At 48.2% G+C, this 19,127-nt stretch carries 13 protein-coding genes and 4 pseudogenes; 13 read left to right on the top strand and 4 right to left on the bottom strand.

All coding sequences use genetic code 11. The features are described from left to right. The first annotated feature begins 663 nt into the window (after nt 1-663). Nucleotides 664-2,916 (top strand): inorganic phosphate transporter, encoded by a 2,253-nt coding sequence (locus NBH01_RS05225; RefSeq protein WP_008766433.1) that lies wholly within the window; start codon nt 664-666, stop codon nt 2,914-2,916. 657 nt (nt 2,917-3,573) lie between these two features. On the opposite strand, the gene NBH01_RS05220 is transcribed toward NBH01_RS05225, so the two are convergent. Continuing rightward, entirely contained in the window at nt 3,574-4,101 is a 528-nt protein-coding gene (locus NBH01_RS05220) for an HU family DNA-binding protein (RefSeq protein ID WP_008766435.1), read from the bottom strand. A 276-nt stretch (nt 4,102-4,377) separates the two neighbouring features. Here NBH01_RS05220 and NBH01_RS05215 point away from each other — a divergent pair, with 276 nt between their 5' ends. After that, nucleotides 4,378-4,635, top strand: coding sequence for a DUF4248 domain-containing protein (locus tag NBH01_RS05215; protein WP_008761088.1), 258 nt, complete (start codon nt 4,378-4,380; stop codon nt 4,633-4,635). 104 nt (nt 4,636-4,739) lie between these two features. Here NBH01_RS05215 and NBH01_RS05210 read toward each other — a convergent pair whose 3' ends face one another. After that, a complete protein-coding gene (locus NBH01_RS05210; RefSeq protein WP_236092558.1) occupies nt 4,740-6,242 on the bottom strand; it encodes a sensor histidine kinase in 1,503 nt (500 codons plus the stop codon). A 246-nt stretch (nt 6,243-6,488) separates the two neighbouring features. On the opposite strand from NBH01_RS05210, the gene NBH01_RS05205 reads away from it, so the two are divergent. After that, a complete protein-coding gene (locus NBH01_RS05205; RefSeq protein ID WP_234163892.1) occupies nt 6,489-6,800 on the top strand; it encodes a hypothetical protein in 312 nt (103 codons plus the stop codon). 670 nt (nt 6,801-7,470) lie between these two features. Here the strand turns inward: NBH01_RS05205 and NBH01_RS05200 are convergent. Then, nucleotides 7,471-8,136 carry a hypothetical protein gene (locus NBH01_RS05200; RefSeq protein ID WP_008766437.1) on the bottom strand — a complete coding sequence of 222 codons (666 nt, stop codon included), beginning with the start codon at nt 8,134-8,136 and terminating at the stop codon, nt 7,471-7,473. 168 nt (nt 8,137-8,304) lie between these two features. Here NBH01_RS05200 and NBH01_RS26640 point away from each other — a divergent pair, with 168 nt between their 5' ends. The 8 genes and pseudogenes from NBH01_RS26640 to NBH01_RS05165 all read left to right on the top strand — a co-directional run bounded on the left by NBH01_RS26640 (nt 8,305) and on the right by NBH01_RS05165 (nt 13,520). Then, on the top strand, nt 8,305-8,643 hold the full coding sequence (locus NBH01_RS26640) for an SH3 beta-barrel fold-containing protein (protein ID WP_352230643.1): 339 nt from the start codon (nt 8,305-8,307) through the stop codon (nt 8,641-8,643). Then, nucleotides 8,640-8,909, top strand: a complete 270-nt coding sequence (locus NBH01_RS05190) for a hypothetical protein (RefSeq protein WP_008766439.1) — start codon at nt 8,640-8,642, stop codon at nt 8,907-8,909. The genes NBH01_RS26640 and NBH01_RS05190 overlap by 4 nt, the downstream gene beginning before the upstream one ends. Next, the gene (locus tag NBH01_RS05185) at nt 8,906-9,079 is read left to right on the top strand and encodes a hypothetical protein (protein ID WP_008766440.1); all 174 of its coding nucleotides are present in this window, start codon (nt 8,906-8,908) and stop codon (nt 9,077-9,079) included. The genes NBH01_RS05190 and NBH01_RS05185 overlap by 4 nt, the downstream gene beginning before the upstream one ends. 37 nt (nt 9,080-9,116) lie before the next feature. After that, a pseudogene (locus tag NBH01_RS26635) lies at nt 9,117-9,602 on the top strand (HNH endonuclease); the annotation flags it as partial. A gap of 479 nt (nt 9,603-10,081) precedes the next feature. Beyond that, nucleotides 10,082-10,519, top strand: coding sequence for an N-acetylmuramoyl-L-alanine amidase (locus NBH01_RS05175; protein WP_008761082.1), 438 nt, complete (start codon nt 10,082-10,084; stop codon nt 10,517-10,519). Nucleotides 10,520-10,902: 383 nt separating this feature from the next. After that, a pseudogene (locus NBH01_RS26770) lies at nt 10,903-11,793 on the top strand (DUF4373 domain-containing protein); the annotation flags it as partial. A gap of 381 nt (nt 11,794-12,174) precedes the next feature. After that, nucleotides 12,175-12,444 (top strand): annotated as a pseudogene (locus NBH01_RS26765) (DUF4373 domain-containing protein); the annotation flags it as partial. A gap of 173 nt (nt 12,445-12,617) precedes the next feature. Continuing rightward, entirely contained in the window at nt 12,618-13,520 is a 903-nt protein-coding gene (locus tag NBH01_RS05165) for an Rpn family recombination-promoting nuclease/putative transposase (RefSeq protein ID WP_225680903.1), read from the top strand. A 197-nt stretch (nt 13,521-13,717) separates the two neighbouring features. Here the strand turns inward: NBH01_RS05165 and NBH01_RS05160 are convergent, their stop codons facing one another. Then, a complete protein-coding gene (locus tag NBH01_RS05160) occupies nt 13,718-13,939 on the bottom strand; it encodes a carboxypeptidase-like regulatory domain-containing protein (RefSeq protein ID WP_008766446.1) in 222 nt (73 codons plus the stop codon). Between the two features lie 332 nt (nt 13,940-14,271). On the opposite strand from NBH01_RS05160, the pseudogene NBH01_RS05155 reads away from it, so the two are divergent. Together NBH01_RS05155 and NBH01_RS05150 are read left to right on the top strand one after the other, a co-directional pair. Next, nucleotides 14,272-17,274, top strand: a pseudogene (locus NBH01_RS05155) (SusC/RagA family TonB-linked outer membrane protein); the annotation flags it as partial. Nucleotides 17,275-17,295: 21 nt separating this feature from the next. Continuing rightward, a complete protein-coding gene (locus NBH01_RS05150; protein ID WP_008766448.1) occupies nt 17,296-18,858 on the top strand; it encodes a RagB/SusD family nutrient uptake outer membrane protein in 1,563 nt (520 codons plus the stop codon). Nucleotides 18,859-19,127: the final 269 nt, after the last annotated feature.

Raw genomic sequence — 19,127 nt, 5'->3', positions numbered from 1 at the left:
CTCCTCCTTCGGGAAGGAGGAGTACCCGTAGGGGGAGGTGGTAGGTGAATACATAATCCTGTTATTTACAAAGAAATAGGAACAAACATTATTTCTCCTACCACCTCGGTCTTCGACCACTCCTCCTTCCCGAAGGAGGAGAATAGAGATAGAATCGACTTTTTAGTCACCCCCCAATAGAGATACTACTGTTTGATTCATTTTTCATTCGGATTCATTTTTCATTCGGATTCATTTTTCATTCGAAAGAAACAAACTGGAAACAACCTTTTTTCTCGGATTGATCCCAAAACTCCCACCCCCCTCACACATCACCTCCCACATCCCTCACATGCCACCTCACACATCACCTCCCCCCGCACCGCCTCCCCCCGCTCCACCCCACCCGCACGGTCCCCCGGCCTACTTTTTTCTCCGTCAAGCGAGCGCCCGCAACGGAGCGTTAAGAAGGGTAGACTGTTTGAGCGGAGCGAGTTTCTGCCCTTTAGCGTAGTGAAGGAAGCGAGTAGGAGAAAAAAGTAAGCCTTGAATTTTTCTTTGGTTCTTTCTTTTGTTTCAAGACAAAAGAAAGAACGTTGTAACACAAATGTAACATGTATGACATCCCCCTGCAACCTCAAACCCCGTCCTTTGCACCCAGAAATAACATACACAACTTTCTTTATGGAGACAATTTACTTATGCATTATCATTTTCCTGTTCGTGCTGGCCGTGTTCGATCTCATCGTCGGAGTCAGTAATGATGCAGTCAACTTTCTGAATTCGGCGGTAGGCGCCAAGGCCGCTTCGTTCAAAACCATTCTTTTCATAGCCGGGATCGGTATTTTCATTGGCGCATCCCTGTCCAATGGCATGATGGATATAGCCCGTCACGGAATCTATCAGCCCGAGCATTTCTACTTTGCCGAAATCATGTGTATACTGCTCGCCGTCATGCTGACCGACGTAGTCCTTCTGGACGTCTTCAACTCTATGGGCATGCCCACCTCCACGACCGTCTCACTGGTCTTCGAGCTGCTCGGAGGAACTTTCGCCCTCTCCCTGATCAAAGTAAACAATGACGCCACCCTTGCGTTGGGCGATCTGATCAACACCGACAAAGCACTTTCCGTGATCATGGCCATTTTCGTGTCCGTAGCCATCGCCTTCTTCTTCGGTATGTTAGTACAGTGGCTCGCCCGCATCGTTTTCACGTTCAATTACACGAAAAACATCAAATACAGCATCGGCCTTTTCGGTGGGATCGCCGCCACCTCCATCATCTACTTCATGCTGATCAAAGGGTTGAAAGACAGCTCCTTCATGACCCCCGAAAACAAACAGTGGATACAGGACAACACGCTGCTGCTCATCGCCAGCTTCTTCGTCTTCTTCACGGCACTGATGCAAGTGCTTCACTGGCTCAAAGTCAATGTTTTCAAAGTAGTGGTACTGATGGGCACCTTTGCCCTCGCCCTCGCCTTCGCCGGCAACGACCTCGTCAACTTCATCGGAGTCCCCCTCGCAGGCTACTCCTCCTTCATAGACTACACCACCAACGGAGCCGGAGCAAGTCCGGACAGCTTCCTGATGACCTCGCTGCTAGGCCCCGCCAAGACACCGTGGTACTTCCTTATCGGTGCCGGCGCCATCATGGTCTACGCCCTCTGCACCTCCAAAAAGGCGCACGCTGTCATCAAAACCTCGGTAGACCTCTCCCGTCAGGATGAAGGAGAAGAGAACTTCGGAAGTACCCCGATGGCACGCACACTGGTACGTTTCAGCATGACACTTGCCAACGGCACCTCCCGCATCATGCCCGAAAGCACGAAGCAGTGGATCAACTCCCGTTTCCGCAAAAACGAAGCCATCATAGCCGACGGAGCCGCTTTCGACCTCGTCCGCGCCTCTGTCAACCTCGTCCTCGCCGGTCTGCTCATCGCCTTGGGAACGTCGCTGAAACTGCCGCTCTCTACCACCTACGTCACCTTCATGGTAGCAATGGGTACGTCGCTCGCCGACCGTGCATGGGGACGTGACTCCGCCGTCTACCGCATCACAGGCGTTCTAAGCGTCATCGGCGGCTGGTTCATCACTGCCGGAGCCGCCTTCACCATCTGCTTCTTCGTAGCCCTCGTGCTGCACTACGGCGGCAACATCTCCATCATCGCACTGATCGGAATAGCGATTTTCATCCTCATCCGCAGCCAGGTGATGTATAAGAAACGCAAGGCGAAAGAGAAAGGCAACGAAACGCTGAAACAACTCATGCAGACCGCCGACAGCGAAGAAGCGCTGCAACTGATGCGTAAACATACCCGCGAAGAACTCGCCAAAGTGCTGGAGTACGCCGAAACGAATTTCGAACTGACCGTCACCTCCTTTATACACGAAAACCTCCGCGGACTACGTCGTGCCATGGGTTCCACGAAATTCGAAAAGCAGCTCATCAAGCAGATGAAACGCACCGGAACCGTTGCCATGTGCCGCCTCGACAACAACACCGTGCTCGAAAAAGGACTCTACTACTATCAAGGCAACGACTTCGCCAGCGAACTGGTGTACAGCATCTCGCGCCTCTGCGAACCGTGTCTTGAACACATCGACAATAACTTCAACCCGCTCGACGCCATTCAGAAAGGTGAATTCAGCGACGTGGCCGAGGACATCACTTATCTGATTCAGCAATGCCGCAAGAAGTTGGAAAACAACGATTATCAGAATATGGAAGAGGAAATCCGCCGTGCCAACGACCTCAACGGACAGCTATCGCAACTGAAACGCAAAGAGTTGCAGCGCATCCAAAGCCAGTCGGGCAGTATCCGAGTAAGTATGGTTTATCTGACCATGGTGCAGGAAGCTCAAAATGTAGTGACTTACATCATTAACCTGATGAAGGTAAGCCGGAAATTCCAAATGGAAACAGAAATGCCGTAAGGTGGCTCATCCCCCAAAAGCACACAACAAAAGGGTTTATCTTCAAAAAGTCTATCTGATTAAATAAAATGCATTAGAGATAAACCGGAAAAAGCAAGAAGGGCTGCTCCCAAGTAGAATTGGGGCAGCCCTTTTTATGGTTGGGCGGTTGACTGTTATCCAATCTGCCGGGATATTCTTTTATAGATGTCAAAATTCTCCAACTACCGCATTATCGGGCTCAAAAAACATAATGTAGCAAACAAGGGTATAGGTGACCCATTTTTTGATACTACACTTTTCCATAAATCCTACATCTCAGAGCAGGTATGAATCATTTCGCACAAGAAATGAAATGAATTAAATTCCACTACCTATTACTATACAATTACCTATTACTTTCCCATACAAAAATCCCCTTTATTCAACCCCATATCATAGACAGATACGGTTTTAAATAAAAGGGGATTCTCTAGTTTTTAAGAGAGGAGGTCGGTTTATGAATCTCCCGTCTTTTTAGCTTTCCGACGACGGAAGCGCAAGAGTGCTTCCAAAATATCCAATAACTTTTCTAAAAATAATTTCATAGCTTCCTTCTTTAGAGTTAAAAAACAGAGTGAATGGAGCAATTTAATAAGGGAACCGATCATGCATTAGTGAGTCAGCGATTCAGCCTCATTAAACGGTTGGGTCCGGAGCCTCATCGTCGTCGCCTCCGGGAGTGCTTCCTCCGCCGGGGTTGTCTCCGCCTCCCGAATGATTTTTATCATCGTCGTCCACAAAGCCGCCCGCTACGTCCTTGACGTGGACAAATTCTACTCCGGAAGTCAGTGCACGGGTAGTGACGCCATCGGCAGAACGGGTATATTCGGGAGTAAACTGACAGCGCAGCGAAACGATCTGCGAACTGCTGACTTTACTTTCCAACACGACTCCCTTTCCTCCGGCTTTGGCGATCATCGTAAATGTGCCCAAGCCTTCGAGACGTACTGTGCGGCTGTTGAGCAACTGTTCACGCATCACGGACATCAAGTTTCGAATCACGTTGTGGACATCACCCGGTGTCAGAGAAGCCTTCTCGGCGATCAGCTCCGCCATCTTCTGCGTGTTGACCATTTTCGAGAATTTCACGAGGCGGGGGTAATACAGTTTCTGTCCCGCTTTGTTGGCGATATTCGCCTGGTAAGGTTTGTAAATTAATGGCATAAGGTTGTTTTCCTTTCTTTTTTTAATGGTTGATGTAAGTTTTCTATGTGCAATCGATTACGGTGACAAAAGTAGGCGATGGCAAAAAAGTCCGGATACACGATGTAACGACTTGTAACGGAAGAGCACCAGTCGGCACGGCCTCGCACAAATACTGCCTCCAAGGACTTCTGTACAAAGCAACACCAAACGACTAAAAAAAGCGTACCTTTACATTGGCAACGAAAATGAAAGAAAGAAATATAGAAAAGATAGTAAAAGCAGTATCAAAAGACAATGAAAGCAAAAATCATGAAACCAACTTCCGAAGAAAATGCAACCCTGCCCCGCATACAGGCATACAGCAAAAGCCAACTGGCCACTCTCTACCTGCCCCACATACAGCCCGCCTCCGCACGCCGCACTCTCCGCAGCTGGATCGCCAAGAACACGGCACTACAAAACGAACTCGCCCGCACGGGATATTCCGAGAAAGCCATCCTGCTCACTCCGGCGCAAGTAGGGCTCATCTTCCGTTTCTTGGGGGAGCCTTGATTCGAGCTGACTATCCGCATGGCTTCCCCTCCCTTCGGGAAGGGGCTGACTAAAAAGTCCCATTCTTCGGGAAGCAAGTATATTTCCGTCACGCCACGTCCCTTTCAAACCTTCTCTTCGTTGGCCGTATAAGGCAGCGTGAACCAAAAAGTACTCCCATGCCCCAGCCGTGAGACAGCACCGATCTTTCCTCCCATCCTTTCGACGATTGCCCGGCAAATGGTGAGTCCGAGTCCCGTGCCCTGCACAAAGCTGTTGAGTTTGACAAAATTCCCGAAGATTTCTTCCAACCGTTCCTCCGGTATCCCGCAACCGGTGTCGGTGACATAGAAATGCAGGAAACCGTCTTCGCGCACATCAAACCCGAACTCAATGCTGCCTTCCCCGGTAAACTTCACGGCATTATTCATCAGATTCATCATCACCTGTACCAGACGGTTACGGTCCGCCTTTACGACACATTCGGTCGTCCGGCGGTGATAGCAGATACAGATGCCGGACTTTTTATTCCTCAACCGGAACGTATCTTCGAGTTCGATAAACAGGCCGTGCACATCTACCGGGGCGTAGTCGAACTCCATCGTTCCGGCTTCGATCTTCGAAAGGTCGAGCACATCGCTGATAAGCTGCAACAGGAGTGTGTTGTTGTTTTCAATGATGTTGATATATTCCTGTTTCTCTTCCGAAATCCCCCTTTCCGCCGACACCAGCAGCGAGGAAAAGCCGACAATGGCGTTGAGGGGAGTGCGTATTTCGTGGCTGATGTTGGCGAGGAAAGAAGATTTGAGCGTGTTCGCCTCCTCGGCTTTCACCTTTGCCTGTACGAGCGCTTCCTCCATTTCCTTTCGTTGGGTGACAGTCATCGAAGTGCCGATAAGGCTCAGCGGTTTTCCGTTCGCGTCGCGCTCGTCCACGGCTGCGCGCACTTCTACCCATTCATTCTGTTGCGGGGAGGGAAGCCACTGTCTGCCTACCCGATATTCCTCGCGCATTTTCTGCGTTTCGCCATTGGCGAGGCGCTCGAAGGCGTCCCGCACGCGTTCGCGGTCTTCATCGCAGATTTTCGCGAAACAGGCGGAGGTGGGCACGATAATCAGGTTGCCGTCATGCGTCACCTCCTCTTCGGTGACGTACAAGTCGTGGCTGACGTTGCACGAGAGGAGGCCGGTCTGCAAATCCCATTTCCAAGGGGTCATGTCGGCAGCGTCGAGGGCGGCGGACAACTTATGGTTGGTGGATTTCAGCATTTGCTGCGTCAGCACCAGTTCGGTATTGTCCACACCAAAGACATCGACGCAGCCTTTCGTTTTGGAATGTATGGAGATGACGGTCAGATGAGTTTTCGTCTTCTCCAGATAATACTGAAAGGTTATTTGCCTGTTGTCATTCAGTTCGCTGTACCTGTCGGGCAGTTCCGGCGAATAATCCGGATTGAGTTCGCTGTATTTCTTTCCCAGTATTTTTTCTTTGGGCAGGATGTATTTCTCGAAAGTGGGATTCACTTCCCGGTAGACATAGTCGATAATCCGGGCACCGGGGTCGAATATGAGCTCGACACGGGCATAGAGAACGGGCATGTTTTCGACCAGACTGCTATAGCTCCTCATGATCTCCAGCCGCCTGCTCCTCTCATGCAGCGCCCTCCGGAGCCATATCACATAGATGACGGCCAGTGCCATCAAAGAGAAAAACAGGGCCAGATAATATTTGTTCCGCTCGAAAAAAGTGGGGGGCTTCATACCAAAAACAGTGTCGTCGGGACACAGGCCGAGCAACAGTCCGCTCTCTACGTAGTCGGCATAATTGATGACGGATGGGGGCGTCCCCATCGCTGTCGTTTCCACTCTGTGCGGATGCGACGCTCCGTCCAGGCGGCTTTTGATCACCGGGAGCAGATGTTTCTTTATTTCACTGTCTGTCCAGAAATAGCCGCCGATCAACAGGAAAGGCATCACTTCCTCCGCTTCTTTCCTGCATTGCGCACTGATCCAGCGCCTGTCGGACATGAAGACCTGTTTGCGCATATCCGGGACAACGGTCGCCATCAGTTCCATGTGCTCGGCACATATGTCAACCGGGCTGTTCTGGACGCGAAACTCTTTATAGACAGGGGCCATAAAGTCATCGCTCCACAGACAGTTTTCGGTATAAGAATTGATGATTAATAGTTGACAAGAAGAGGGGCGGCCGGCATAAATGTAAGTCTGAAATGCACTGATCAGAAAGATTGCAAGTGCCGCTGTTTTTCGAGTTATCCGCGCTTCCATAAATAGTGATTGTTTTGATTGTTTGCGGAACCGATCACTGAATATCTTAAAATATTGCTATTAAATCTTTAAATATTACTATACAAAAAGGTAAGTTCTGTAAGAACTTGGTAGAGCGACTTATCTGCCAGTTTATAATATATTACTAAAGAAATAAAAACAAACAGACTTATTAAAAGCCGTCATCTGCATTCTCAGCTCGGAAAACGGATTCGTTTTACCCGAACTGAGAATGCAATAATTATAATTTGTAAATAATGACGAACGTGCAATACGGTAGAAACCGACAAAGGAAAACAAATAAATATCTAAAAGAGAAAACGTAGGATGTCAACATCGAATATGAAATCTGAGTGAACAATAAAACTTATTTTTCAGAATAAAAGCGTTTCTGCATGGTTTTCTCAATAATATGATTACATTTGTGGTGACATTATAACAAGGGAATAAAATGGAAGTCCATCGCTGATATCGAATCGTTTTTTTACGAATACAGACTACCAAGTTCTTACAGGACTTACCTCATTCCGTCAGTTGTTCTTTCCTTTGTCCCGATCATTGTCGTCGCTCAAAGGTGTTCGTCGTCTTTACCTTCTTTTCCTTTTTCGCTCTTTTCCTCGTCTTTCATGCGCAATAATTTATCTTTACCGAAATTTATTTCTATCACCACTTTCCTGGTCGAGTCGATATGGTAACTCACAATTCCGGCATCTCTAATCAAGAACATAATAATGACAACCAGCATCCCGACCAGATTTTCGGCAAAGACACAATTGACGGACACGCAGTGCGCTAAATTAAAAATCGTCGTCCAATTGGACATTCTCTTTCCCATCCAGGCCGAGTGGAAGCGCTTGATCGACGATGCCGAACAGTCCGAATGCTGCTGAAGATAAGCGTCGTCAAAGCCGTTATCCCGGCTGACTTTCATAATCGAATCGATGACTTTCTGTTTTTCTTCGTCATCACTGTGCTGCAAGCCATTACATTGCTTTTTCTTCCATTGCTTCTCTTCGACTCTTTCCTGAAGGGCATCCCTGTTCTCGTCATACACGGACTTTTCGCCACTCTGATTTGCTTTTTTCTGACTCATGCTTTTCTGATTTGCTTTTTCCTGACTCATGCTTTTCTGATTTACTTTTTTCTGACTTGTACTTTTCTGATTTACAGTCCTTTTTACTTCAATGTGTTGTTCTCTTTCACTACTGTTCTGGCAGTTTTCTTTTTTGTTCATTACTAATTATATTTAAATTAATCCGACAAAATTCGGGATTTACCTTTAACATTTTGGGTCACGCGTGACTCTTTCTACATATTTTTTCATTTTAGTCAAGCGTGAACGGTTTTTATTCTACCCACAGTCTACTTTTGCCCCGAAATCAATAAAAAACAATTGAATCATATGACTGAAATGAAAAAACAACATTCCCTCCCACGGGTACGGCTCATGAGGCGGGCCGCCGTCATCCGTCGCAACAATGACATGAACCGGCGTGATGCGCTCATCATCGCCCACCGAATCGGTGGACTGATAAGGAAGATGCACAGGGAGAACGTGAAATTCTGCTACACCAAGCAGGACGGAACCGTGCGCCACGCTGTCGGCACGCTCACCGGATATCAACACAGTTTTCACCGCCCCTATATGCCACGACCGGAAAATACGTTTGTAGTCTACTACGACCTCGAAGCCAAAGGGTGGCGCACGTTTCATGCCGAAAATTTCCTTTGCGTCAAATGAGTTTCGAAGAGCAGATGAGATTCGGAGAGCAAATGAGTTTCGGGCAGCAGATAAATTTTGAAATGAGTTTCGGACAGCAGATAAGTTTTGGACAGCAAATGAATTTCGGAGAACAAATGACTTCAGAAGAACGAAAAGAATGGGAAACGCTTTGCAGAATGTATCATGTGGACTCTTTGTACGAAGCCATTCAAGGGTGTCGGGAGGAACTGGAGTTTCTCGTTCGCTGTGCCGAACGGCTCGAACCCCGTGCAGAGGAGGAATGAGAAAGGTCAAAGACCGGAGTAAGCGGGCGGAACCGCCTCATGTCAGCGAGGAGGCTACGCCGTTTAACAGTCCTTGTTTATGCCGTTTTTACCTTGCAGGCTACGCCGTTTCTACCATGCAGGCTGCGCCGTTTATCCCCGGTGGTTTCGGAAAAGGGATTTCTTTTTAACGAAGTATAATTTTATTAACAATATAAAGAATAAAGTATGGAAAATTGGAGATTTATCGAAGCAAATTCCGATTATATGGTTTCAGACCACGGGCGGATATTGAGTTTCAAAGGCAAATCGAAGTTGATAATCAGCAGCAGCATTACCGCAAAAGGTTATGAGTACGTGGCCATCCGCCAAAAGGGGATATACGTCGGCTACTCTGTACACCGCTTAGTGGCAACAGCTTTTATCCCCAACCCGAAGCGTCTCCCCCAAGTGAACCACCTCGACGGAAACAAGCTCAACAACCACGTCGCCAACCTCGAATGGTGCGATGCCTACGACAATGTCATGCACGCCATCCGGACCGGTCTGCGTCCGTCGTCACCCGCCCTCTCCCCCGTCCCCTGTGCCACAACGGACGAGGCAGGAAATATCCTGCAAGCCTATCCATCCATGAACGCACTGGTAAAAGGGGAACAAATGAACCCTAAACAACGTAATTGGCTGGTGCTGCATTTATTACACCCCGAAAGACTGAAGCAATCGGCCATGAAGAAAAAGCCAAGAGCCGAAAGAAGCGGTTCGGAAGAATGCTTTCTGATAGCACCCGAAATACCTGTGCTGACCGTCAAAGCTGATTCAATCGGGGAGTTCGAAGCAGGCAATCTGCTCGGAACAGGCAAATCGAGCAATTCAATCGGGAAGTCCGAAGCAGGCAATCTGTTCGGAACAGGCAGATCGAGCAATTCAGTCGGAGAGTCCGAAGCAGGCAATCTGCTCGGAACAGGCAGATCGAGCAATTCAGTCGGAGAGTCCGAAGCAGGCAATGTATGTGTGCAGTCAGTTTCTTCTCCCCTTGTTTCATCGCCTCTTCCTCTTATTTCTCTCTTTGTTCCCGTACACCATTCAGTGACGCAACACTATTACCGCCGCCTGTCTCCCGAAGAATCCGCCATTTTTGGTTTCAACACTTATATATTGCCTAGAGAAAGAGAACAAAGAAAGGAGTTTCTGCAATGAAAGACACCATCATCATCCACTGTTCCGCCACCCGTGCGGGACAGAACATCACCGCTGCCGATATCGACTGCTGGCACCGTGCCCGTGGCTTCTGGTCCATCGGCTATCATTACGTCATCCGCCTCGACGGCACCATCGAACCGGGACGAGACGTCACCCTCGACGGGGCGCATTGTATGGGCTGGAACCAGCGTTCCATCGGCATCTGCTACGTCGGCGGACTGGACAAGGAAGGCCGCCCCGCCGACACACGGACAGATGCACAACGCACTGCCCTCATCCGACTGGTGAAATCTCTGCAACTGGCCTTCCCCAACGTGAAACAGGTCATCGGACACCGGGACACAAGCCCCGACCTCAACGGAGACGGCATCATCTCACCCAATGAATACATGAAAGCCTGTCCCTGCTTCGATGTGAAAAAGGAGTTCTAGGGAGTAGTTGTACGCAATAGTAACTCGAATAGTTGTACGCAATAGTAACTCTATTCTCCTCCTTCGGGAAGGAGGAGTACCCGTAGGGGGAGGTGGTAGGTGAATGCATAATCCTATCATTTACAAAGAAATAGGTATAAACATTATTTCTCCTACCACCTCGGTCTGCGACCACTCCTCCTTCCCGAAGGAGGAGAATAGAGATAGAATCGACTTTCTAGTCACCCCCAATTGAGATAGAATCGACTTTTTAGTTACCCTCAGTTGAGAGACAGAACTGACTATCAAGTAGCTTATCACCATACTGAAATGAGCTAAATTAAAATTACCGATTCGCCTTATTCATTATTTATCATTCAATATCACTCTAAATATTCAAAAAGATGGCCCGTATTTCCAAACCCGGATTAGATTATTTCCCGCTCGATGTCAACTTCTTCCAAGACAGGAAGGTACGCCGCATTTCCAACCGTCATCATGCAGCAGGAATTGCCGCACTCACTTCCCTGCTCTGCCTCATCTACAAAGAAAAGGGATTTTACATCGCATGGAATCAAGATACCTTGTTCGACATTTCGCAGGAAGTGTGTTGCGAGGAGGAGGAGATGCAGGCCATCATCGACGACTGCCTGTCCGTCGGACTGTTCGACACCTATATATATAAGGAGTACGGGATTCTGACTTCGCAAGCCATCCAAGAGCAATACCACAAAATCATTACCGACAGCCGAAGGAAATACAAACTTCCGCTGGAACAGTTTTGGCTCATCAAGGAAGGAGAGGATGGAACGGAAAATAATTCCGCAGAAATAAGAAATAATATAAATTCAAAAGGTACAGAAGTGTATGAAGCGGAAAGCCATATAGTAGGCGCAGAAGTCAACGCAATAAAAACAGGAATCAATATCACAGCTACAGAAGTTACTAAAACAAAGACAGGAATCGACACGACAGGCACAAATATCCATGCAGCAGGCACAGGAATCAATGCTACAAAAACAGTGACCGACGAAGCAGCTATGAAAATTAATGCTGCAAAAAAACGAGAAATTGCAGCAACAATCCCACAAACAAAACAGGAAACGGATACAGAAATCGAAAGTAAATCGGAAACAGATACTGAGATTAAAAGCAAACCGGAAAGAGAAAGAGAAAGAGAAAGAGACAAAGAAAGGGAAAGACAAAGCAAAACCGAAAATGAATGGGAGAAGGATAGAGAGCAGCCGCCCGTTCCGTCAAACGGCGTTTTTCAGGCTGCGCCTGTTGCTGTCAAAGGTTTGTCTTTAGAAATCTCGTCCGGAAAAAGAGGGGAGGAAAATAAGGAAGAAAGAAGAAATGAAGGAATAGATCAGAAGGGAGAAACTAGATATAACGGAATTCAATACGAAAGAAACCAGCTAGAAGAAGCCAAGCACAACGGAACCCAATACGAAAGAAACCAGCAGGAAGAAGCCAAGCACAACGGAACTCAATACGAAAGAAGTCAGCAGGAAGAAGCCAAGTACAACGGAACTCAATACGAAAGAAACCAGCAGGAAGAAGCCAAGCACAACGGAACTCAGTACGAAAGAAACCAGCAGGAAGAAGCCAAGCACAACGGAACTCAGTACGAAAGAAGTCAGCAAGAAGAAGCCCCGAACGAAAGCACTGCTTCCGGAGGATTCTCCGAATCCCTGCTACGCCTCAACATGGACGCCATCGGCATCCGGAACGAACCAACCGTGAAAGCCATCCTCGCCCTCGCCCGACGCAGAAAGCTGGGTGGTCCCTGCGGCACCTTATGGAAAGTCCTCAGCTCCGAATACCGCTCCACCCTGCTCAAAAAGAACGAGCCGGGCGACTACATCCTCTGGGCACTCAACCACTCGGCAGAATTTGAAGACACCTACAACGGCATCCTCAAAAAGCGAGTTAGGGGAAGATGAACATTTTTAAGAGGGAGATGAACATTTTTGAGCACCCACGTCATTTATTTCTCCCGCCAAACGCATCATAAAACAATAATTTATCCTATCTTTGTAGAATAAAGAAAAGCCTCTTCACTATACATGCGAAGAGAAACATCTCTTTACAACATAAAAGAGAAACAACCAAAACAATGAGCAAATTTATCAATCCGTTCACCGACTACGGATTCAAACTAATATTCGGCAGAGAAGTCTCCAAGAATTTACTAATCGAATTTCTGAACGACCTTCTCGAAGGTGAACGAGTGATAACCGACTTAACGTTTTTGAACAACGAACAGCTGCCGGACTACCCGGAAGGACGAGGCATCATCTACGATGTCTACTGCACCACGGACACGGGCGAAAAGATAATTGTCGAAATGCAAAACCGCATGCAGAGCAATTTTAAAGAACGCTCCATCTTCTATCTCTCCCGTGCCATCGTCAACCAGGGCCGGACGGGGCACGACTGGAAATTTGAAATAAAAGCTGTTTACGGAGTCTTTCTGATGAATTTCATCATGGACAAGAACATAAAACTCCGGACAGACGTTATTCTTGCAGACAAGGAGACAGGTGAACTCTTCTCGGAGAAGTTCCGGCAAATATTCATCGCCCTCCCCCTCTTCAAAAAAAGCGAAGAGGAATGTGAAACGAATTTTGAACGTTGGATTTATATATTAAATAATATGGAAACTTTAAAATGCCTGCCATTCAAGGCACGAAAAGCCGTCTTCGAAAAACTCGAAGAGATCGCTGATGTGGCTTCTATGTCTCCAAAGGAGAGAGAGCTATACGACAATAGCGTCAAAGTGTACCGAGATTATTTGGTGACAATGGATGCAGCGGAAAAGGAAGGAATAAAAAAAGGGATGGAAGAAGGGCTAAAGAAAGGACTTGAAGAAGGACTTGAGGAAGGCCTGAAGAAAGGTCGCGAAGAAGCCTTGAACATCTTTCAGACAGCCATCGACATGAAAAAGCAAGGAATTGACAATCAACTCATTGCCGAAAAGACCGGTCTGCCCCTATCGCTCATAGAAAGCCTCAAATAAAGGTAGAACCTAAGCATCCGCCCCCTGAAAACAAGCCAAGTACCTGCCCGAAAAAGATGACTGAGATCGAAAAAGAAAGGGAAAAGGTTGCGATTATAGTAAGTGAGCCGGGAAGCCAAGTTGCGGAAAGAAGCACTTATATTCTGATTTACAATAAGATAGAATAAAAAAGGAGGAAAAAGAGAGGCTTTAAAATATCAATAAGTCTTAGAAGAACTTGGTACATTCGTGATTGTAAACTTACCATCAATATCCGTGATAGTACCAAGAGTAGTGCCATTCACCAATACCGAAGCACCTACAACAGGCAGGCCATCTTCCTCGGCGGTTACCACACCGGTAACTCGGGACGTCTGCGCTGTCACCAGACCTATACCCACAAAAAGGAAGGTCATAAAGAACATCAATTTTCTTTTCATAAATTCTCTCTTAAATTTAACCTATAAATAGACTTCTAGTCTCTAACAGGGTGCAAAGATAACACTATTTATATCAAAATTAAAAAAGTGTTACGTTTTTAACTATAAAGTATCATATTGAAAGAATTTAATCAGTATATTGATAAAATGAGAAGATTTAAGTACGATTTTAATAATATTCAAATTACATTACACGACATAAAGATAGTGTTAAAATCGTTATTTTCATAAAATAACATCAGCGAATCATTCGAAATGCTATCTTTTTATCATTTTATGCCTTAAATAGCCCCAAAAACACTTAACACTTCCCGAAAGGGCAACTCCCCGCCGTACCAAGTTCTTCTAAAACTTTGCGCGTTTCCTATGTAGGAATGACTCCGCAAACTGTTACGATCACACAAGGCGTTATCAAAGTAGTATTAAAAAGTGACGCCAAGTCACTAGACGAAGTCGTAGTAACGGCCATGGGTATCTCCCGCGAAAAGAAAGCGCTGGGATACGCCGTTCAGGACGTGAAGTCAGACCAGCTGACACGCGCGGCCAACACCGACCTCGCAGGAGCACTACAAGGAAAAGTTTCGGGTGTGGACATCGCTCCGTCTTCCGGTATGCCGGGTGCATCTTCCAAGATCACGATCCGCGGTTCCCGTTCGTTCACGGGCGACAATACACCTCTGTATGTCATCGACGGCATGCCGATCTCTTCCGCTGCCGACGTAACGACTACCGACAACGCTAACGGCGCCGCCTACGGTACCGACTACGCCAACCGTTCGGTGGACATCGACCCCAACGACATCGAAAGCATCAACATCCTCAAAGGTCAGGCAGCTTCTGCCCTCTACGGTATGCGTGCGTCAAACGGTGTCATCGTCATCACCACCAAAAGCGGTAAAGGAGTAGCCAAAGGCAAACCGACGATCACATTCCGCAGCAATCTTTCGTTCGATGTCGTATCTACACTGCCCGAACTGCAAAACGAATTCGGACAAGGCAGCGGCGGCTCATACGACCCTTATTCCGGCCACAGCTGGGGACCGAAAATAGCCGACCTCGCCAACGATCCTACATACGGCGGCAACACCGACAACGCTTTCACCCAGAAAATGGGAAAACGTCAGGGACAATACTACGTGCCCCAACGTGCCGAAGCCGGTCTTGACCCGTGGGCAACGCCGAAAGCATACAACAACATGAAGGATTTCTTCGACACCGGCATTACCTGGAGCAACAACGTCAACGTTTCCCAAAATCTGGACAAAGGAAACTACTCTTTCTCGCTGGGTAACAGCCACCAGGAAGGCATCATCCCGACTACCGGCATGGACAGATACAACGCCAAAATGTCTGCCGAAGTTCAGCTCAGCCCCAACTGGTCGACTGGCTTCAACGGTAACTTCGTGACTTCCAAGATCAAAAAGCAGTCTACCGCCAACTCCGGCGTGACGGCTACCATCTACAACGCTCCGGTGAGCTACAACATGAAAGGAATCCCCTCGCACGTCGAAGGCGACCCGTACGAGCAGAACACGTACCGCCAGGCATGGATCGACGATGCCTACTGGGCTGTGGACAACAACTTGTTCACCGAACGCTCGCAACGTTTCTTCGGAAACGCATTCGTGAAGTTCACAACCAAATTCGGCACGGACAACCACAAACTGGACGTGAAATACCAACTCGGTGACGACGCCTACACCACCAACTACAGCGAAATCTACGGATACGGCAGTACAATGGCAGACACCGGCGACGCCATCGAATACCACTACAGCATCAACGAGCTGAACTCGCTGCTGACAGCTTCTTACCGCTGGGACATCAACAAGGACTGGGTATTCGACGCCCTGATCGGTAACGAACTTGTAGAGAAAAGAACGCAATATGCCTTCTCCGAAGGGATGAACTTCAACTTCCCGGGATGGAACCACATCAACAATGCTTCTATCTACCAGAGTTCCAAGTCGTACAACAAGAAACGTACGGTAGGTAACTTTGCCAACCTGTCTCTGGCATGGAAAAACATGGTATACCTCAACGGAACAATCCGTAACGACGTCGTTTCAAATATGCCGCGCGACAACCGTTCGTTCACTTATCCTTCCGTATCGCTCGGATTTGTGTTCACCGAACTCGAACCGCTGAAAAACAACATCCTCACATTCGGTAAGCTGCGCGCATCGTACGCCGAAGTAGGTATGGCAGGCGACTATATGCAAAGCTATTACTACACCCCGAGCTACGGCGGCGGATTCTTCAACGGTACGCCCATCGCCTACCCGATCAACGGAACGATGGCATATATCCCTTATTATAAGGTGTACGACCCGAACCTGAAACCGCAGAACACGAAGTCATACGAAATCGGTGCCGACCTGACATTCTTCAACGGACTGTTCACTTTGAACTATACCTACTCGCGTCAGAACGTAAAAGACCAGATCTTCGAAGTGCCTTTATCCGGCTCTACCGGCTACGACAGCATGATCATGAACGGCGGTAAGATTCATACCAACTCGCACGAACTTACACTGGGCGTTTCGCCGGTCAACAACCGCAACTTCAAGCTCGACTTCGCTTTCAACTTCTCGAAGATCGACAACTACGTAGACGAACTTGCACCGGGTGTTGAAAGCATCTATCTCGGCGGATTCGTCACTCCGCAGGTGCGTGCCGGTATCGGCGAGAAATTCCCCGTAGTATACGGCAGCACGTACAAGCGCAACAAGGCCGGACAGATCGTAGTAGACGCCAACGGACTCCCGCAGGTGGGCGAAGACGACGTGATCGGCCGGGTTTCTCCCGACTTCCGTCTGGGCTTCAACACGAATATCGAGCTTTACAAATTCCGTATCGCTGCCGTGTTCGACTGGAAACAAGGCGGACAAATGTACTGCGGTACTGCCGGTGAAATGAACTTCTACGGTGTCACCAAAGAATCGGGCGAAAAACGCAAGAGCAACTTCGTCGTCCCCAACACCGTGAAAGAAACCGGAACAGACACGCAGGGCAACCCGACGTATGCCGCCAACGACATCGAAGTGACTAACGCACAGGCTTATTACACCCGCCTGCGTTCTATCAACGAATCTTATATCTACGATTCATCGTTCATCAAACTGCGTGAGCTTTCTGTAAGCTACCCGGTATACGCCAGCAAATGGCTAAACGTAGATGTAAACGTATTTGCCCGCAACCTCATCGTATGGTCCGAGCTGAAGGGATTCGACCCGGAAGCATCTCAGGGTAACGACAACATGGGAGGTGCCTTCGAGCGTTTCTCTCTGCCGGGAACTGCAAGCTACGGTTTTGGTGTAAATGTAAAATTCTAATTAGCTAAACGAAAGAAGATTATGAAAAGATATGATAAAATAACCGGTGTACTGGCTGTTGCCGCTCTGTCTTTGTTCTCTGCTTGCTCGGAGGACACGATGGACAGAATCAACAAGGACCACGACCACACCACCAGTGTTGCCTCAAGATTTATCTTGGCAGATGTAATCACCTCTACCGCTTTCTCCAACGCCAGCGGTGACATCAATACATACGCCTCTTCGTACATCGAATACGAAGTAGGTGTAGACAACCAGCTTTACTACGCCGAAGTCCGCGAAAACGAACCGTCGTCCTCGTCTACCTTCAATAACTCATGGAACGGCATCTATTCTTCATTGAAGAACGCCCGCATCATCATCGACCAATGTGGTGAAGGAGGCAGAGATCACGGCAACGACGTCACTCGGGGAATGGCCGAAGTGATGGCCGCTTACAACTGCGCACTGATTGCCGATTTCTTCGGCGATGCCCCGTGCAGTCAGGCTGCGCTGGTGGACGAAAAAGGCTCTCCGGTCTACATGACCCCGAAAATGGATACGCAACAGGAAATCTATACTCAAATCATCAGTTATCTTGACGACGCCATCGCCAATCTTCAGAAAGAAGACTTGGCAGACGTGACCGAGCAGGATTTCCTTTATGCCGGCGACGCGGACAAATGGCTGAAATTCGCTTACGGCCTGAAAGCCCGCTACACCATGAGACTGATCAACCGCTCAAGCAACAAATCGGCCGATTATGAAAAGGTACTGGACTATGTAAGCAAATCGTTCACTTCGGCTGACGACCAGGCTGCATTCGACATCTACGACTCTAACAACATCAACCCGTTCTACGGTTTCTACAACTCTCGTGCCGGATTCGGAGCCAGTACAAGCCTCGGCACCAAGCTGTTGGCCTACAATGATCCGCGTGCCAACCGTGCTTTCTTCACTCCGATCGTCGACAAAAAACGTTCGCAGGTAGCAGCCAACGATCCCAGCCTTGTTCCGGCTCCCAACGGCAGCCCGGATCAGAGTACGTCCAAATACGGTATTTCCGCATTCGTTTACGCCAAAACCGCACCGACCCTGCTGATGAGCTATCATGAACTGATGTTTCTGAAAGCAGAAGCTCTGTGCCGTCTGAACCGTGATGCGGAAGACGCACTGAAAGAAGCGGTAGTAGCCGGCTTGCTGAATGCGGAAAACAGCATAAGCATTGCCATCAAGGAGTTGGGAAGCGGTTTGAACACCAATTCCAGCGAAGTAATCACGGAAACGTCTGCCGGAAAGTATTTCGACGACGTAGTGAAAGCGAAATATGCAGCCAACCCATTGCAGGAAACAATGATTCAGAAGTACCTTGCCATGTGGGGTGCTTCCGGTGAGGCTACGGAGACGTATAATGATTTCCGTCGTATGAAGGGACTGAACGAAAACTTCATCACGCTGACCAACCCGAACAATTCCAGCAAATTCCCGCTGCGCTACCCGTACGGAAACAGCGACACAGCTGCCAACCCGGAAGTGAAAGCCGCTTACGGCAACGGTGACTACGTATACTCCGAACCCGTTTGGTGGGCAGGCGGAAGCCGATAAAAATCGCTCTTAAAATCTCTCAAAGGAGAGACTTTACATAGAGTCGTTTCTGAACTCTAACAAATTAACGGAAACGAACAGAAATAGGCCGACCGTGAGGTCCGCCTATTTTACTTTTACAGCCTTCTGCCGAAAGTGTCGGGCAGAGGCATTCCAGACAATACACCCGGATTGATACAGTAATATCCGGATTGACATAGAAACGTCCGGACACAGCTGACGGGGATAATGTGGATTTTCATATAGTAAGAATCCATATTATCCCCGTC

The sequence above is a fragment of the Bacteroides sp. B1-V-101 genome, from assembly GCF_023656585.1.
Classification (GTDB): domain Bacteria; phylum Bacteroidota; class Bacteroidia; order Bacteroidales; family Bacteroidaceae; genus Bacteroides; species Bacteroides thetaiotaomicron.
This window is presented reverse-complemented; position numbering and strand designations above follow the sequence as displayed.

Excerpts from the sequence above, each read along its gene's own strand:
- NBH01_RS05210 (WP_236092558.1), bottom strand. The coding sequence starts at position 6,242 with ATGAGGAGCTATAGCAGTCTGGTCGAAAACATGCCCGTTCTCTATGCC.
- NBH01_RS05160 (WP_008766446.1), bottom strand. The coding sequence starts at position 13,939 with ATGAAAAGAAAATTGATGTTCTTTATGACCTTCCTTTTTGTGGGTATA.
- NBH01_RS05200 (WP_008766437.1), bottom strand. The coding sequence starts at position 8,136 with ATGAACAAAAAAGAAAACTGCCAGAACAGTAGTGAAAGAGAACAACAC.
- NBH01_RS05220 (WP_008766435.1), bottom strand. The coding sequence starts at position 4,101 with ATGCCATTAATTTACAAACCTTACCAGGCGAATATCGCCAACAAAGCG.
- NBH01_RS05225 (WP_008766433.1), top strand. The coding sequence starts at position 664 with ATGGAGACAATTTACTTATGCATTATCATTTTCCTGTTCGTGCTGGCC.
- NBH01_RS05185 (WP_008766440.1), top strand. The coding sequence starts at position 8,906 with ATGAGAAAGGTCAAAGACCGGAGTAAGCGGGCGGAACCGCCTCATGTC.
- NBH01_RS05175 (WP_008761082.1), top strand. The coding sequence starts at position 10,082 with ATGAAAGACACCATCATCATCCACTGTTCCGCCACCCGTGCGGGACAG.
- NBH01_RS05150 (WP_008766448.1), top strand. The coding sequence starts at position 17,296 with ATGAAAAGATATGATAAAATAACCGGTGTACTGGCTGTTGCCGCTCTG.
- NBH01_RS05190 (WP_008766439.1), top strand. The coding sequence starts at position 8,640 with ATGAGTTTCGAAGAGCAGATGAGATTCGGAGAGCAAATGAGTTTCGGG.
- NBH01_RS05205 (WP_234163892.1), top strand. The coding sequence starts at position 6,489 with ATGCGACGCTCCGTCCAGGCGGCTTTTGATCACCGGGAGCAGATGTTT.
- NBH01_RS05215 (WP_008761088.1), top strand. The coding sequence starts at position 4,378 with ATGAAAGCAAAAATCATGAAACCAACTTCCGAAGAAAATGCAACCCTG.
- NBH01_RS26640 (WP_352230643.1), top strand. The coding sequence starts at position 8,305 with ATGACTGAAATGAAAAAACAACATTCCCTCCCACGGGTACGGCTCATG.
- NBH01_RS05165 (WP_225680903.1), top strand. The coding sequence starts at position 12,618 with ATGAGCAAATTTATCAATCCGTTCACCGACTACGGATTCAAACTAATA.